At 66.4% G+C, this 15,776-nt stretch carries 13 protein-coding genes and 2 tRNA genes; 8 read left to right on the top strand and 7 right to left on the bottom strand.

Annotated features, from left to right (window positions below):
- Positions 1 to 24: 24 nt before the first annotated feature.
- Both JK358_RS18360 and JK358_RS18355 read left to right on the top strand, forming a co-directional pair.
- Positions 25 to 255, top strand: a complete 231-nt coding sequence (locus JK358_RS18360; protein ID WP_201948884.1) for a helix-turn-helix domain-containing protein — start codon at positions 25 to 27, stop codon at positions 253 to 255.
- Complete coding sequence (locus JK358_RS18355; protein WP_201948883.1) at positions 252 to 1,583, top strand: site-specific integrase; 1,332 nt, start codon at positions 252 to 254, stop codon at positions 1,581 to 1,583. The genes JK358_RS18360 and JK358_RS18355 overlap by 4 nt, the downstream gene beginning before the upstream one ends.
- An 87-nt stretch (positions 1,584 to 1,670) precedes the next feature.
- Here JK358_RS18355 and JK358_RS18350 read toward each other — a convergent pair.
- A tRNA-Met gene (locus JK358_RS18350) sits at positions 1,671 to 1,744 on the bottom strand.
- Between the two features lie 104 nt (positions 1,745 to 1,848).
- Between JK358_RS18350 and JK358_RS18345 the strand changes: the two genes are divergently transcribed.
- The gene (locus JK358_RS18345) at positions 1,849 to 2,280 is read left to right on the top strand and encodes a type II toxin-antitoxin system Rv0910 family toxin (protein WP_201948882.1); all 432 of its coding nucleotides are present in this window, start codon (positions 1,849 to 1,851) and stop codon (positions 2,278 to 2,280) included.
- Positions 2,281 to 2,330: 50 nt separating this feature from the next.
- Here JK358_RS18345 and JK358_RS18340 read toward each other — a convergent pair.
- Positions 2,331 to 2,404 (bottom strand) — tRNA-Met (locus JK358_RS18340).
- Between the two features lie 480 nt (positions 2,405 to 2,884).
- On the opposite strand from JK358_RS18340, the gene JK358_RS18335 reads away from it, so the two are divergent.
- Positions 2,885 to 3,415, top strand: a complete 531-nt coding sequence (locus JK358_RS18335) for a transglycosylase family protein (protein WP_201948881.1) — start codon at positions 2,885 to 2,887, stop codon at positions 3,413 to 3,415.
- Positions 3,416 to 3,630: 215 nt separating this feature from the next.
- Here the strand turns inward: JK358_RS18335 and JK358_RS18330 are convergent, their stop codons facing one another.
- A complete protein-coding gene (locus tag JK358_RS18330) occupies positions 3,631 to 6,603 on the bottom strand; it encodes a UPF0182 family protein (protein WP_201948880.1) in 2,973 nt (990 codons plus the stop codon).
- A gap of 240 nt (positions 6,604 to 6,843) precedes the next feature.
- Here JK358_RS18330 and JK358_RS18325 point away from each other — a divergent pair, with 240 nt between their 5' ends.
- The gene (locus JK358_RS18325) at positions 6,844 to 7,446 is read left to right on the top strand and encodes a PPA1309 family protein (protein WP_201948879.1); all 603 of its coding nucleotides are present in this window, start codon (positions 6,844 to 6,846) and stop codon (positions 7,444 to 7,446) included.
- 17 nt (positions 7,447 to 7,463) lie between these two features.
- On the opposite strand, the gene JK358_RS18320 is transcribed toward JK358_RS18325, so the two are convergent.
- Positions 7,464 to 8,489 carry a YlbL family protein gene (locus JK358_RS18320; RefSeq protein ID WP_201948878.1) on the bottom strand — a complete coding sequence of 342 codons (1,026 nt, stop codon included), beginning with the start codon at positions 8,487 to 8,489 and terminating at the stop codon, positions 7,464 to 7,466.
- Between the two features lie 84 nt (positions 8,490 to 8,573).
- Between JK358_RS18320 and JK358_RS18315 the strand changes: the two genes are divergently transcribed.
- From JK358_RS18315 to JK358_RS18305, 3 genes are all read left to right on the top strand, one after another.
- A complete protein-coding gene (locus JK358_RS18315) occupies positions 8,574 to 9,992 on the top strand; it encodes a zinc-dependent metalloprotease (protein ID WP_201948877.1) in 1,419 nt (472 codons plus the stop codon).
- 89 nt (positions 9,993 to 10,081) lie between these two features.
- Positions 10,082 to 10,927, top strand: coding sequence for a TOMM precursor leader peptide-binding protein (locus JK358_RS18310; RefSeq protein WP_201948876.1), 846 nt, complete (start codon positions 10,082 to 10,084; stop codon positions 10,925 to 10,927).
- Between the two features lie 80 nt (positions 10,928 to 11,007).
- A complete protein-coding gene (locus tag JK358_RS18305; protein WP_307817603.1) occupies positions 11,008 to 12,357 on the top strand; it encodes an ABC1 kinase family protein in 1,350 nt (449 codons plus the stop codon).
- A gap of 80 nt (positions 12,358 to 12,437) precedes the next feature.
- On the opposite strand, the gene JK358_RS18300 is transcribed toward JK358_RS18305, so the two are convergent.
- The 3 genes from JK358_RS18300 to JK358_RS18290 all read right to left on the bottom strand — a co-directional run bounded on the left by JK358_RS18300 (position 12,438) and on the right by JK358_RS18290 (position 15,701).
- The gene (locus tag JK358_RS18300; RefSeq protein ID WP_372440685.1) at positions 12,438 to 12,704 is read right to left on the bottom strand and encodes a WhiB family transcriptional regulator; all 267 of its coding nucleotides are present in this window, start codon (positions 12,702 to 12,704) and stop codon (positions 12,438 to 12,440) included.
- Positions 12,705 to 12,906: 202 nt separating this feature from the next.
- Positions 12,907 to 13,293, bottom strand: coding sequence for a hypothetical protein (locus tag JK358_RS18295; RefSeq protein WP_201948874.1), 387 nt, complete (start codon positions 13,291 to 13,293; stop codon positions 12,907 to 12,909).
- A gap of 143 nt (positions 13,294 to 13,436) precedes the next feature.
- Positions 13,437 to 15,701 (bottom strand): ATP-dependent DNA helicase UvrD2, encoded by a 2,265-nt coding sequence (locus JK358_RS18290; protein ID WP_201948973.1) that lies wholly within the window; start codon positions 15,699 to 15,701, stop codon positions 13,437 to 13,439.
- Positions 15,702 to 15,776: the final 75 nt, after the last annotated feature.

Below are 15,776 nucleotides of genomic sequence, written 5' to 3'. Positions count from 1 at the left end.
TGCACCCGACCGAAGGATGCGACCATGCCCGACATCGAACCGGACACCACCTCCCGCGACCGGTGGGAATCGCTTCCGCTTCTACTGTCTGTGCCCAGAGCTGCACTGCTGCTCGGGATCAGCCGCTCGGCAGGCTATCGGCTTGCTGAGTCCGGCGAGCTCCCAATCAAACGCATGGGCGGACGGGTCTACATCGTCACTGCCCGGCTGCAGGCGATGCTCGAGCAGGACGAGCTCGGGGAGGCCGCAGCATGAAACAAGGGCACGTCCGCAAGCGCGGCAAAACCTGGTACTACCAGTTCCGGCTCCCAGAGAAGGGGCCAGACGGAAAACCCGACTTCGACACCAAGGGCGGGTTCGCCACCGAGAAGGAAGCCTGGGCGGCCTGCCGGAACGCGATCAAGGCCGTCGAACAGAACAAGCGCGTGAAGCCCTCGAAGATCACCGTCCGGGCGTTTTTCGTCGAGGAGTGGCTGCCTGCGATCAAGATGCTGGTTGACGCCACCACGTACGACAACTGGCAGGCGTACGTCCATGCCTACGTCGTCCCCCGCCTCGGCGACGGTGAGCTGCAGAAGTTGACCGCCCCGATACTGGTGAAGTTCTACACCCAACTCCTCACCGATGGACGCATCAAGCCCGACAACAACATTCGCATGTACGAGTACTGGACCAAAGCAACCAAGCGCGGCCACCAGCCCACGCCACGTGAGATCACCGACGCCTGCGGCGTCACCATCCATGCCGCCCGTACCGCTGTACGCCGCTACAAAGCCGGACGGATACCCACCCCGAAACCCGCTGGCCTGGAGCCCAAAACCGTCCGCAACATCCACCTCGCGATCCATCGAGCACTGGTCGATGCGGTTGCATGGAAGTACCTTGTCGACAACCCGGCAGACGACGCGAAGCCACCCCGCGTGGCCCGGGTGCGGCGGCCGGTATGGACCCCGGAACAAGCCACCCGATTCATGGACAGCATCTGCTTCGACCGGTTCTATGCGCTTTTCCGGCTGGAGTTGACTACCGGTCTGCGGCGGGCCGAGATCTGTGGAATCCGTTGGCCTTCCCTGGATCTTGACGCCGGAACACTTTCTGTCCATCAAGGTCGGGTAGTCGTGGCCGGACGAGCGCAGGACGCTCAGGTCAAGACCGAAGACTCAGAACGTCTGATAGCCCTCGATGAGGAGACCGTTGACGCCCTCCGCGTATGGAAAGCCATCCAGGACGCCGAACGCGCGCTCTATGGTGACGACTTCCGCGACACCGACCTGGTCTTCACCTATGAAGACGGCCGCCCCGTGCACCCCGATTCAATCCGGGAGCGGTTCAAACGACTGGCCGCGGAGGCTGGACTGCCCGAGATCCGCTTCTACGACCTGCGCCACACCTACGTCACCGGAGCCCTGCGCGCCGGAATCAACCCGAAGGTCGTCAGCCAGCGCATCGGCCATGCGGACGTGGCCTTCACCATGAGCGTCTACCAACACGTCCTGCCCGGCCAGGACGAAGACGCCGCCGCTCGCGCCGCCGCATACATGCTGGGACGCCGCAGAACACCGGAGACAGCATCGAACCCATGAAACTGAGTTTGGCTAATGATGCCAAACGTGATGCCAAATGAACGCGAAAACGGCCCGGAACCAGTTGGTTCCGGGCCGTTTCCCTAGTAGCGGGGACAGGATTTGAACCTGCGACCTCTGGGTTATGAGCCCAGCGAGCTACCGAGCTGCTCCACCCCGCGTCGGTGAGAACAACCCTACACAGGGGCGGGTGGAAGAACCTAATCGTGTGGTCAGAGGGGGTGGGGGGATATTGCTACATCGTGTCACAGATACCATCGGGTCTGTGGCGAAGCTGAAGGTTTCTGTTGATGTTCCGATTCCGCCCGAGCAGGCCTGGGCGCATGCCTCGGACCTGCCCGAGCTGGACAAGTGGCTGACCCTGCACGAGGGGTGGCGCGGGCCGGTGCCCGAGGGACTCACGCCGGGGACGCGGCTGGTGGGGGTGGCCACGGTGAAGGGATTCCGGAATCGAGTCACCTGGACCGTGAAGACGGCCGAACCGCCGAATCGGCTCGTGCTCACCGGATCCGGAATCGGCGGGACCAAGTTCGGGATCGAGTTGCGGGTCGCGCCGAGCGCGAGCGGGTCCAAGGTGACCGCCGATTTCGACCTCGGCGGCGCACCGCTTTTCGGTCCCATCGGCTCGGCGGTCGCCCGCGCATTGCGCGGGGACGTCGAACGATCACTGGACAAGTTCGTACAGCTTTACGGCTGAGTCCGCATCAAAGAGAAGGCCCCGGAACCAGGTTCCGGGGCCTTCTGTAGTAGCGGGGACAGGATTTGAACCTGCGACCTCTGGGTTATGAGCCCAGCGAGCTACCGAGCTGCTCCACCCCGCGTCGGTGAACACGACATTACACACGGGTGCGTAGAACTTGCAAATCAGCCGGTCAGAGTGTGTTTCTCGGATGCGAAGACGATCTTCGAAGCAGGCATCTCGAGAGGTTCGGGGCGAGGTGTTCACGCGCGTTGACAGTCTGTTTCGGGCGAAACGTGAGCTGGTTCACAATTTCGTCGTGATATACATCACATCACGGATGCATAACAGACCGTCCGGGATTTCCAAATACAGCATAGCCAGCCTGCATGAATGCCGATTTCCGGGTTATTCGCTTCATGCAATTCCAGAGTTATCAAGACGTGATCTGCCGAGATTTGGTCGTTATCGTCAGGAGCGGCCCGGATCAAACCTGTGATGGGCTCCGACCCGAACCGCTGCACACCGGCAACCCTGCCCCGCGGTCGTGGTACCCCAACCTCCTGGGGGCAGGGAAGGCGAGCATTCGGCCTGGTAGGTGGGCACAGGGAGGGACATCGCCATGAAACAGAACCGGAAGATCAACACCCGCGCCCTGGGCCTCGCGGCCGTCGCCGGCGCCATTGTTGCCGTCCCGTTCGGCTTCTCCGCAACCGCTTCCGCCGCTCCGGCCCACGACTGGGACGGCGTCGCCCAGTGTGAATCGGGCGGCAACTGGGCCATCAACACCGGCAACGGCTACTACGGCGGCCTGCAGTTCTCGCACAGCACCTGGGTCGCCAACGGCGGCACCGGATACGCGCACCAGGCCAGCAAGGCCGAGCAGATCCGCGTCGCGGAGAACGTGCTCGCCAGCCAGGGCGTCGGCGCGTGGCCCACCTGCGGCGCCTACCTGCGTCAGGGCACCTCCGAGCCCGAGCCCGAGGTCGTGGCCCCCGAGCCCGCTCCCGTCGTGGCCCCCACCGACCGTCAGGTCATGATCGATCAGGCCAAGGCGGTTGCCGATGGTCTGGCCACCCAGTTCGGCGTCCAGCCGCAGTACAACCAGATCCTCGAGCAGAACGCCGCGCTCATCGAGTCCTGGGGTCGCTGACACCACAGCTTTTTCTCTTCATACCGGGAGAAAAAGAAGGGCGCTGCCGTCAACGAAGACGGCAGCGCCTTTCTGTACCGCCTCTCCGCGACTTCAGCGCCCGGCCGAGAGCCGTTGACTGCTGAGCACGCGTGCCGGCGGTCGAGAGCCGAACCGATTTCGGACGTACCCGGTGAGTTACCCGGATCGCCCGAAATCAGTTGTCACCCTGGGTATTACCCACCCGACTTGTTGTAGGCGTTGATCGCGGTTTGCAGTTGCTCGAACGCCTTGCCCAGGGCGGCCAGGTCGCCGGACTTCTGTGCGTCCGAGACGGCCTTGAGCGCCGCGTCGATCTGCTTGACCGCCTCATCCCGGCCGGTGGTGGCGGGCGGGATGACCGTGCCCTGATTCGGCGGCGTCCCACCCTGATTCGGCGGATTGTTCACCGTGCCCTGGTTGGGCGGGACGGTGGTGGCGCTACCGGCGTCCAGGCCCACCTCGCGCAGCGCCTCGGCGGAGGTCGGCGCGTAGCCGAGCTTGCCGTCGTAGGTGGTGAGCACACGCACCAGCTGCGGGAAGGACGCGGAATTCGCTGAGCCGCTGGCCCTTTCGAGATACCACGGCTCCGCGTACAGGAACTGGCCGTTCCCGATCGGCAGCGTCAGCAGATTGCCGTACCTGACCTTGGCGGTATTGCCACCGGTGAGCACCGTGCGCTCACTGGAGACGCTGGGGTCGTTGGTCATTCGGGTCTGCGTCTGCTGCGGACCGTCGGTCTGCGAGTCACCCGGCAACTTCAGAATGGTTATCTTGCCGTAGTTCTCGGGATCCGAGGCCGCGGAGATGTAGGCCGACAGGAACTGCCGCCGGAAGCCCACCATGGCGCTGGTCAGCTGGAAGGCCGGCTTACCCGTCTTCTGATCGCCCATCAGCACGTAGTACGGCGGCTGATGCGCATTGCCCGCGCCCTCGACCGTCGGATCCGAGGGGACCGACCAGAACGAGTTGGCGTTGAAGAACTCGCGCGGATCGTCCACGTGGTAGCGCGACAGCATCTCGCGCTGCACTTTGAACAGATCCTCCGGGTAGCGGAAGTGCGCCCGCAGCTCGGTGCTGATCTCGCTCATCGGCTTGACCGTGTTCGGGAAGACGCCCCGCCACGCCGCCAGCACCGGATCCTTGGGATCCACCTCGTAGAGGGTGACGGTGCCGTCGTAGGCGTCGACGGTGGCCTTCACCGAGTTGCGGATGTAGCTGACCTCCTTGCGCGGCAGCAGACGACCGGTGGTCTGGTCGATGCTGTCCTCCACCACGCCGTCGAGCGAGGTGCGCTCGGCGTACGGGTAGTTGTCGAGGGTGGTGTAGGCGTCCACGATCCACAGGATCTTGCCGTCGACGACGGCCGGGTAGACATCACCGTCGGTGGTCAGCCACGGCGCGACCTCCTGCACCCGGTCCTTCGGATCGCGATTGAAGATGATCTTCGAATCCTCACCGATGGAACTGGAGAACAGAATGTTGCGCTCGGCGTACTTGGCCGCGAACGCCAGCCGGTTGAACCAGTTGCCGATCGGCACGCCGCCGCTGCCGGTGTAGGAGTAGCGCGCGTTGTCCATGTCGTACTCGCGCGCCGGCTGGCCATTCGCGCCCACGATCGCGTAGTCGGCATCGGTCTTCGAGATCAGCTCGCCGTAGTAGATGCGCGGCTGGCTGACCTTGATGGCCTGATTGTCCGGCGCGGTCGTGGTGTCGATGACCAGCGTCTTGCCGTCCACATCGAACACCGGGTAGCCGAAGCCGCCGCTCGCGCCCGAGGCGGCCTGCGCCTCCTGCGGCGGGGCCTCGTTCACCTTGTTGGCGGGCGCGGCCACGAAACCGTTGCCGTGCGTGTAGACCGTGTGCCGGTTGATCCAGTCCTTCTGGTTGTCGGACAGGTTCTGCGGCACCAGTTCTCGCGCACCGACGATGTAGTCCTGCACCTGGTTGTTGATCGTGTAGCGATCGATGTCCAGCGGATCGGAGAAGCCGAAGAAGTTCTGCCGCTGCTTCATCTGGGTGAAGGTCGGCGTCAGCAGGTTCGGATCCAGCAGGCGGATGTTCTTGATGGTCTCCTGGTCCGCCGCGGACAGCGCGCCGCCGGTGCCGGTCGGCTGACCGGAGGCCGGGAACTCCTTGTACTCCACGCTCTCGTCGGTGATCCCGTACGCCTGCCGGGTCGCCGCGATATTGCGCTCGATGTAGGCGCTCTCCTTGGTGGCCGCGTTCGGGCGCACCGAGAACTGCTCCACCAGCAGCGGCCACACCGCGCCCACCAGCACCGAGGACAGCACCAGCAGCGCCGCCGCCATGGCCGGAATCCGCAAGTCGCGCAGGACGACTCCGGCGAAGAACGCCAGGGCGCAGATGACGGCTATGGACAGCAGGATCAGCTTGGCGGGCAGCACCGCGTTGATATCGGTGTACGTACCGCCGGTGAAGTTGTCGTTGCGGGTGCTGAACAGCAGTGCGTACCGGTCGAACCAGTAGGCGATCGCCTTGAGCAGCACGAAGATTCCGGCGATGATCGCCAGCTGCACCCGCGCCGCCGTGCTCAGCGTGCCCTCACGGCCGCTCAGGCGCAGGCCGCCGAAGACGTAGTGCGTCACCAGATTCGCGAAGAACGCGATCACCACGGCGACGAACAGCCAGTTCAGGACCATGCGGTAGAACGGCAGATCGAAGGCGTAGAAGCCGACGTCCAGATTGAACTGCGGATCCTGCACGCCGAAGTCGCCGCCGTGCAGGAACAGCTGCACCGTCACCCAACTCGACTGCGCGACAAGACCGGCCAGCAGGCCGATGATCAGCGGAATGCCGAGGCCGAACAGGCGCAGCCTGCTCATGACGGTGGTGCGGTAGCGGGCGATGGGATCACCCGGGCCGGCCACCGGCACGAAGACCGGGCGCGACCGGTAGGCCAGGAACAGCGCCACCCAGATGATCGCCGCCACCACCAGGGTGACGATCAGGAACAGAATGATTCTGGTCAGCAGCACCGTGGTGAAGACGTTGCGGAATCCCACCTCGCCGAACCACAGCCAGTTGGTGTACGCGTCGGTGAGACGCGGCCCGACCAGTAACAAAGCCGCCAGCACCAGGGCTGTGACGAGCAGTATGCGACTGCGTCGGGACAGCGTCGGTAAGCCGCTCGGGGGGCGCATGCCCACGATGCCACTCTCCCAGGGTCCGGCGGCGCCCGCGCCGGGAGACCGGTCGGTGCGCCGCAGTCCGATGATGAGTTCCGGTCCCAGAGGACCGTTCGGTCCCCCCAGGGGACCGTTCGCGCCCCACTCTACGTAAAACGCCCGCTTTCCGGCCCATCACCCGACACGCTGATCTCAGCGCTCAGCGAAAACGCCCGGCACCCGCGCTCCCCGAGCCATCCCGGCGATGCGAGGATTACCGCCGTGAACCCTGAGCAGTGGGCCGCGTCCGCCCTGTACCGATGCATCCGCGAAGTAGCGGAGTACGTCGACGGCGAAGGCTGGGATCGCCCGCCGCAGATGTTCGCGCTCGTGCCCACCGCCGACCTGGTCGCCGCCGAACCCGGCCTGCTCGATCAGCTCGACGACGCCTCGGCCCTGACTCCCATTGCGCAGGAACCGTTCCCGGACGACATCACCGGCAACAACATGGCGCTCGACGAGTTCCTCGCCACCACCAGCTGGCCCGACGCCGTCGAAGGCTGCGTGCTGGTGCAGCAGATCGTGGTCCTCCCGCCCGCCGCCGAGAAGACCCTCGATGACGCCATCGAACCGCTGCTCGCCGACCGCGACGCCGCCGACTCGGCCGCCCGGCGCGCCGCCGTCACCCACCCGGGCCGCCGCGACGCCCGCCTGTTCGCCGGTGTTCTCCGCGACGGCACCTCGCTGTCGCTGCTCCAGGTCCGCCCGACCGAGGACGAGGAGGACCCCTTCGGCGACCTCGACCTCCGCACCACCCCGAACCTCGCGCCCAACCTCATCGAGGCCCTGCGCCACACCTTCGAGAACGAGCCCGACGACTTCTGACGCACCACTCGTGGCGACTATCCGCAGCTGGGCGCTTCCTTGCCGGAGTTGATGGCGGCGAGAGAATCGACTGCGGCGGTGAGGTTTTCGACCTTCACCAGGCGTAGGCCGTCAGGGGTGCGCTGCAGGGCCTCGTTGCAGTTGGCGGCGGGGACCAGGAAGGTCTCCGCACCGGCTTCACGGGCGGCCATCATCTTGTACTGGATGCCGCCGATCGGGCCGACCTTGCCGTCGGGGTCGATGGTGCCGGTGCCCGCCACGAACTTGCCGCCGCTCAGCTCACCCGGGGTGAGCTTGTCGATGAGGGCGAGGGTGAACATGAGACCCGCTGAGGGGCCGCCGATCTCGGCCAGGTTGAAGTCGACCTGGATGGGGCCGGTGGAGATCTCGACCGGCGTGATGCCGAGGTAGCCCTTCTCCGCGTCGTCGGGGCGCCGGCCCACGGTGATCTGGGCGGTCTGCTCGACGCCGTCGCGCTTGAACACCACCGGAATCGCGGTGCCGGGCTTGGTGGTGGACACCGCGGTCACCACGTCCTTGGCCGTGACGACCGGTTTGCCGTCGACGCTCACCAGCTGATCGCCCTTGCGCAGCGCGTCCTTGGACGGCCCGTCCTCGGTGACATTCTGCAACTCGACCGCGGTCGGCATCTTCAGATAATTGAGGGCCGCCAATTCGGCGTCGTCCTCGGAGTTCTTGAACTCCTGCTGATTCGATTTGTCGATTTCCTCACGCGAGATTCCCGGCGGATACACCTCGGCGCGCGGCACCAGCCCGTGCTGACCGTCCAGCCACAGCCCGAACGCCTCGAAAATATTCAGCCGATCGCGAACGGAGACCGTCGTCATATTCAGGTTGCCGGTGGTCGGATCGACCGGCACATCCCGCACCTCGACGACCTGTTTTCCCTCGACATCGCCCAGTGTGTTGAATGTCGGCCCAGGTCCGAGCGCCACGAACGGGACGGTGACGACACTGCCTGCGATTCCCAGCACCAGGATCGGGATCAAGGCAGCGAGCAGGGTGAATATCCGACGGTTCACCGGGCCAAGGGTACTGGTGGTGTGGCCGATTGCCGCGTCCGCTCGCCGGTTCGCACCCCCGGAGCCTCCAGTACCGTAGTAACCATGAGTGATTTCCCGTTCGGATTCTCGAATCGCGACGACGACCCGGATCGCAAGCCGGGTGACGAGTCCAGCGGTTCTGGTGCGAACAACCCGTTCGGATTCGGGATCGGCGGTCCGGGTGGGGCGGGCGGATTCGATCCGTCGCAACTCGGGCAGATGCTCACTCAGCTCGGCGCCATGTTCACCAACATGAGTCAGCCGGGCGGCGGGCAGGCCGGGCCGGTGAACTACGACATCGCCAAGCGCCTGGCGCGCCAGCAGCTGGGAGCCACCGTGGCTCCCGTGACGGCGGGCGCGCAGCGCGCGGTCACCGACGCGGCGCACCTGGCCGAACTGTGGCTGGATCAGTCCACCACCTTCCCCGCGGGCGCGACCAAGACCGTGGCGTGGACGGCCAACGACTGGATCGAGGAGACGCTGCCCACCTGGAAGCGGCTGTGCGATCCGGTGGCCGAACAGGTTTCGGGCATGTGGACAGCGACCCTGCCCGAAGAGGCCAAGGAGTTCGCGGCCCCGATGATGGGCATGCTCGGTCAGATGGGCGGCCTCGCCTTCGGCTCGCAGCTGGGTCAGGCCCTGGGCCAGCTCGCCAAGGAGGTGCTGACCTCCACCGATATCGGCCTGCCGCTCGGCCCGGCCGGCACCGCGGCGCTCATGCCGTCGGCCATCTCCGAGTTCAGCGAGGGCCTGGAGCAGCCGGAGAGCGAGATCCTCGTCTACCTGGCCGCGCGCGAGGCCGCGCATCAGCGTCTGTTCGCGCACGTCCCGTGGCTGCGCCAGCAGGTGCTCGGCGCGGTCGAGGATTACGCGCGCGGCATCAAGATGGACTTCTCCGCCATCGAGCAGGCCGCGCAGGGCCTGGACCCGATGTCGCTCACCGAGCCGTCCAAGCTCGAGGAACTGCTCTCCCAGGGCACTTTCGAGCCGCAGACCACGCCGGAGCAGAAGGCCGCGCTGGAACGCCTCGAAACGCTGCTGGCCCTGATCGAGGGCTGGGTCGAGGTCGTGGTCACCGACGCGGTCGGTGATCGGCTCCCGGGTGCGGGCGCACTGGCCGAGACACTGCGGCGTCGCCGCGCCACCGGCGGCCCCGCCGAGCAGACCTTCGCGACACTGGTCGGTCTGGAACTGCGGCCCCGCAAGGTCCGCGAAGCCGCGGCCCTGTGGCGGCGACTCACCAGCGACACCGGCATCGAGAAGCGCGACGGCGTCTGGGCCCACCCCGACCTGCTCCCCGACTCCTCGGACCTGGACTCCCCCGCCGGCTTCATCGACTCCGTAATCGGCGGCGGCGCAAGCTCTTTCGACGACCCGCTGCAGCAGCTGGCCGAAACCCTCGAGCGCGAGCGGCTCGAGAAGGAGAAGAAGGCCGACGAAGGCGACACCCCGGACGAGAAGCCGGGCGACACCTCCGCCTAGTCCGCGACCTCGCGCCGTCATTCCGGCGAGGGGGGTGCGAGTTCGGGTTCGGGGCTGAGCCGCGTGCTCGGTGGTCCGATACTGCGTGGATGAACACCACCGTGACACGTGGGCCGATGCTGCATCCTCGGCTGGCTGTGCTGATGCGGCAGGACGGGCAGGTGCAGCTGGGGTGGGATCCGGAAGCGGCGGTGATCGTGCAGCTGCCCGGCCCGCCGGAAGCCGTGCCGCGCCTGTTGCGTTTGCTGGACGGGGTGACTGCGCTCTCGCAGATCCTTTCGGCGGCAGGCACTTTGGGCTTCGAGGCCGAGACGACGCGATTGTTCCTGGCCGAGCTGGAGGCGGCAGGGCTTCTGCTGGAGCGGACGCCTGCACGGTTACGGAACGTGCGGGTGCACGGCCGGGGACCATTGTCCGATGCGCTGGTCGACGGGGTGCGGCGGATCGGGTTGCGTGCCGCCCGCAGCTGTGAGGCCGATGCGGTGGGATCGGGAAGTCCGGATCTGGTGGTGCTGGCGGATGCGCTGGTACCGGATCCCGCCTGCACCCGGGAGTTGATGCGGCGGCGGATACCGCATCTACAGGTGCGGATTCGAGATGGCCGCGGGGTGATCGGCCCGCTCGTCCTGCCGGGGGTGACCAGCTGCCTGCGGTGTGCCGATCTGCACCGGTGTGATCGCGAGCCGGAGTGGCCACAGTTGGCGGCCCAGCTCTTCGGCCGCACCGGATACGCCTCGCCCGCGGGGATCGCGGCCGCCGCGGCCTTGGCGCTCAACGAGATCGAGACGGTGGCGCACGGCAGTCCGGCCCGTGCGCCCGCGACCCTGAACGCCACCCTCGAGCTGAATCTGGATTCACACCGGCTGGATTGCCGCCGGTGGATTGCCCATCCGCAGTGCGGTTGCGGAGTTATACGAGAGCGAACACCACTGTGATGGATAACACGGACGGCGATGACCCGCGAGAACATCCAATTCCCCTGGCACCCCGTCTGGGACATCGGCATGATGGGAACGTGTCAGAGATTGTGAGCAAGCGCTCTTCCCGCAATGCCAAGTTGGCCAAGATTCCACTCGGCATCGCAGGGCGGGCGGCCGTCGGGTTCGGCCGCAAACTTGCCGGGGGAGACAAGACCGAAATCAATGCCGAGCTGAATCAGAAGGCGGCCGAACAGCTTTTCGCCGTCCTCGGTGAGCTCAAGGGCGGCGCCATGAAGTTCGGCCAGGCGCTGAGCGTCATGGAAGCCGCGGTCCCGGAGGAATTCGGCGAGCACTACCGGGAGGCGCTCACCAAACTGCAGGCCGCCGCCCCGCCCATGCCAGCGGCCGCCGTGCACCGCCAGCTCGATCAGCAGCTCGGCACCGGCTGGCGGCAGCGCTTCAAGCATTTCGACGACAATCCCACCGCCTCGGCGAGTATCGGCCAGGTGCACAAGGCCGAATGGACCGATGGCCGCATTGTCGCGGTGAAGGTGCAGTATCCGGGCGCCGACGAAGCCCTGCGCTCGGATCTCAAGACGCTCAACCGCATGGCGAGCATGATCAGCGCGCTCATTCCCGGCGCGGATGTGAAGCCGATTCTGGCCGAGATCAGCGAGCGCACCGAGGAGGAACTCGACTATCGCATCGAGGGAGGCCATCAGCGGCAGTTCGCGAAGGCCTTCGCCGAGCATCCGCGCTTCGTGGTGCCCAAGGTCGTCGCGAGCGCCCCGAAGGTGATCGTCACCGAATGGCTGGACAATGCCACGCCGGTTTCGAAGATCATCGAACGCGGCATCGAGGATCCGGCCGGAACGCTCGAACTGCGCAATCGCACCGCCGGACTGATGGGTGAATTCCATTTCAGCTCACCGGCCATCGCGGGCCTGCTGCACGCCGATCCGCATCCCGGCAATTTCATGGTGCTGGAGGACGGCCGCCTCGCCGTCATCGATTACGGCGCCTGTGCCCCGCTGCCCAATGGTTTCCCGTCCATTCTGGGTCAGCTGGTGGCGCTCGAGGTGGAGGACCGCTACGACGAGCTGGTCGAACTACTGCACGCGAACGGCTGGGTCATCCCCGGTAAGACGGTGAGCCGCAAGGAGATCCAGGACTACCTGCGTCCGTTCACCGATCCGATCAAGACCGAGACCTTCCACTTCACCCGCAAGTGGATGCAGCGGGTCGCCGGCAAGGCCACCGACATCAGCAATACCGACATGATGAAAACGGCCCGCTCCCTGCAACTTCCGGCGGAGCATGTGATGATCTTCCGTGTCCTCGGCGGCTCGGTCGGCATCTGCGCCCAGCTCGACGCCGAGATCCCCTTCATGAAACTCATGCAGGACTGGGTGCCCGGCTACGCCGAATACCGTACGGCCAGCTGACTTTCCCGAGATACAACACGACCCGCCTACCATCAGGTAAGCGGGTCGTATCGGTTCTACTCCCCCGTCGTACAGGGGGCTCATGCCACCGCGACCTTGCGCGGGCGGCCACGGGGCCGCTTGCGGGCGATCACGACACCCTGGTCGAAGATCTCACCGCCCCAAACACCCCAGGGCTCGGCCCGATCGATGGCGGCCGTCAGGCAGCCCTGCCGGATCGGGCAGGCGGCGCAGAGCGCCTTCGCCTCTTCCAGCTGGGCCGGGCTCTCGGCGAACCACAGATCGGGGTTACCGTCCCGGCAGGGGATCGGCAGGGCGACAACCCGGCGACGGGTGGTCGGGGCCACGGTGTTGCGGCATGTCACGCGGTCACGGGTAACCGTGTTCGACACGTCGTGCTCCTTCAGCTCGTGCAGCGGTCGTTTCTTGTGGAAACACTGGTGGTGTTTCGCGAAACCGGTGCCCGGTAGCTGTTGGCCGCCGAAAGAAATATGGCCACGGTTTCGCGTTTGTCGCGATCCGTGGCCAGAAGGGCTGGGAGTGGAATCCCTACCTGAGTCGACTTCGGTGTCGACTCCTGATCACGGTCGCTGGGTGGGTGGTCGGGCGGAGGCGGGCTGCCAGTACGGCTGCCGGGTTGATTCCGGCTTCCATATCGACGGCGACGGTTCCGGTAGCCGCATATGCGACTGCCGGATGCCAGCCACCCTTGGGCTTGTCCTGCTGGATAACGATGTGCTTCGGCGCTTGGGCTTTGGTTGCGAAAACCTGAACACCAAGATCGGAGCAGCGCTCGCTCTGGCTGGACACACGAATCCCCTGCGTAGCGAGGATCCCCCGGGAGGCCGACAGCATGGACAGCGCAGGCGTAAACGCCAGATCGCCGGCCGAAGCAAATGCGTCGGTCCGGTTGATGGTGTTCGCGATGCTCAACATTGGTCTGCCTCCCTCCTGTACTCGTCAGCGATTAGGTCGTATGCGCACCGGGATACCTCCCGGATGCATGAGAACCACCCTAGGGAGATATACGGGTACGCACAACCTATTTTTGACCAGCAGTTTTGCGGTCTTGCGCACTGTCAGTCCGACGCGTTGGATCGCGCTCGGACGATGGCGAGAACATCCGCCCCGTACGTTTGCAGTTTCTTCGCGCCGATACCGGGGATCGCGACCAGGGCGCGATCGTCGGCCGGGCGCTGTTCGGCGATGGCGGTCAGGGTCGTATCGCTGAACACCACGAAATGCGGCAGGGACAGCTCGTCGGCCTTCTCCCTGCGCCAGTCCTTCAGCGCTTCGAGCAGTCCGTTGTCGATGTCGGCGGGGCAGCGGCTGCAGCGGCCGAGCATGGTGGCCTGGGTATTGAGCAGCGGGCGGCCACAGATGCGGCAGCCGGGGAGCACCCGTTTGGGACCGCGTCGATCGGTGGTGTGCTGGGCGATGCGTGAAGCCGGTGAATCATCCGGAACCAGCCCCGCGAGGAACCGCGAGCGACGCCGCCGCCCCTTGCGACCCGCGGAACGCGCCAGCGCCCAGGACAACTGGAGATGCTCGCGGGCGCGGGTGACGCCCACGTACAGCAGGCGGCGTTCCTCTTCGAGGGCGGTCTCATCCGAGACCGTGCCGTCGGGGCCGAGCACATGCTGGATGGGCAGGGTGCCGTCGGCCAAGCCGACCAGGAACACCGCATCCCACTCGAGCCCCTTCGCCGCGTGCAGCGACGCGAGGGTGACACCCTGCACGGTCGGAGGATGGCGGGCCTCGGACCGGGTGGCGAGTTCGCGCAGCAGACCGGTCAGATCCAGGCCGGATTCGTCGGCCGGGTGGTGGCTGCCGGGTGCGGTCGGATGCTGATCGTCCTCATCGGAATCCCCGGCCGCACCGACAACGGATTCCCCGGCTGCTTCGGTGTCGGCGGCCACGTGCTGCGCGGCGAGCTCCTCGGTGAGCTGAACCAGCGCCATGAGTGAGGCCCAGCGTTCCCGGGCCTGCGCGCCGACCGGCTCCTCCTTGGTGAGACCCGCCTTCGACCGCAACACGGCGCGCACCAGGGTGACCAGGTTCGCGCCGCGGGCATCGGGGATGTCGTCGCGGGCGTGGGCCTGCCGCAGCGCCTGCACGGCCTGTCGGACCTCGGGGCGGTTGAAGAAGCCCTCACCGCCGCGCACCTGGTAGGGAATCCCGGCCTCGGTGAGCGCTTGCTCGTACGCCTCGGACTGTGCGTTGATGCGGTACAGAATGGCGATTTCGGCTGCGGGAACACCGTTTCCGAGCAGTTTGCCGACAGCCCTCGCGACGCCGGCGGCTTCGGCGGGTTCGTCGTCGAATTCGGCGAAGACCGGTTCGGCACCGTCTGGGCGCTGGCCGATCAGTTGCAGGCGGGTGCCCGCGATCCGGCCGCGTGCCGCGCCGATCACCCGATTGGCCAGCGACACCACCTGGGGTGTGGACCGATAGTCGCGTTCCAGCCGCACCACCGTCGCCTCGGGGAAGCGGCGGGAGAAGTCGAGCAGGAAGGCCGGACTCGCCCCGGTGAAGGAGTAGATGGTCTGGTTGGCGTCGCCGACAACGGTCAGATCGTCGCGTTCGCCGAGCCAGGCGTCGAGCACACGCTGCTGCAGCGGGGTGACGTCCTGATACTCGTCGACCACGAAACAGCGGTAGCGGCCGCGGAACTCCTCGGCGACGGCGACATTGTCCTCGAGTGCGGCGGCGGTGTGCAGCAGCAGATCGTCGAAGTCCAGGTACAGGCCGTCCGGGGTGATCTTCGCGGCTTCGTAGCCCGCGTAGACGGCAGCCACCTTGGACGCCTCGTAGGGTGCGTCGCGGTGCAGGCGAGCCGCCTCGGCCGCATAGTCCTCGGGCGCGATGAGCGAGCCCTTGGCCCATTCGATCTCGCTGGTGAGATCGCGCAGGCTGTCGGTGTCGGTGGACAGCCCGTTTCCGCGCGCGGCCTGGGCCACGATGGGGAATTTGCTGTCGATCAACCGCCACGGCACATCGCCGATGACCTGCGGCCAGAAGTATTTGAGCTGCCGCAGCGCCGCGGCGTGGAAGGTGCGCGCCTGCACCTGCCCGGCGTCGCCGCCGAGGCCGAGTTCGCGCAGGCGATTGCGTAGTTCGCCGGCCGCGCGGGCGGTGAAGGTCACCGCGAGCACCTGGTCGGCGCGCACGTGCCCGGCCGAGACCAGATGTGCGATGCGGTGGGTGATGGTGCGCGTCTTACCTGTTCCCGCACCGGCCAGCACGCACACCGGCCCGCGCGGGGCGCGGACGGCGGCCGCCTGCTCGGCATCGAGGTCGTCGAGCCGGAGCTTGGGGGTCGTCGCGGCAGTCACGCGCTCCATCATGGCAGCAGGCTCCGACAGCGTCGGCATTATGCGGACCCGCTGCTCGGGAAACCCGGTCGCGCGGGCGGCGTG

Source organism: Nocardia acididurans (genome assembly GCF_016741815.1).
In the GTDB taxonomy this organism is placed as follows: domain Bacteria; phylum Actinomycetota; class Actinomycetes; order Mycobacteriales; family Mycobacteriaceae; genus Nocardia; species Nocardia acididurans.
This window is presented reverse-complemented; position numbering and strand designations above follow the sequence as displayed.

Coding starts and splice junctions, on each gene's coding strand:
- JK358_RS18360 (WP_201948884.1), top strand. CDS start 25: ATGCCCGACATCGAACCGGACACCACCTCCCGCGACCGGTGGGAATCG.
- JK358_RS18310 (WP_201948876.1), top strand. CDS start 10,082: ATGAACACCACCGTGACACGTGGGCCGATGCTGCATCCTCGGCTGGCT.
- JK358_RS18315 (WP_201948877.1), top strand. CDS start 8,574: ATGAGTGATTTCCCGTTCGGATTCTCGAATCGCGACGACGACCCGGAT.
- JK358_RS18335 (WP_201948881.1), top strand. CDS start 2,885: ATGAAACAGAACCGGAAGATCAACACCCGCGCCCTGGGCCTCGCGGCC.
- JK358_RS18290 (WP_201948973.1), bottom strand. CDS start 15,701: ATGGAGCGCGTGACTGCCGCGACGACCCCCAAGCTCCGGCTCGACGAC.
- JK358_RS18355 (WP_201948883.1), top strand. CDS start 252: ATGAAACAAGGGCACGTCCGCAAGCGCGGCAAAACCTGGTACTACCAG.
- JK358_RS18295 (WP_201948874.1), bottom strand. CDS start 13,293: ATGTTGAGCATCGCGAACACCATCAACCGGACCGACGCATTTGCTTCG.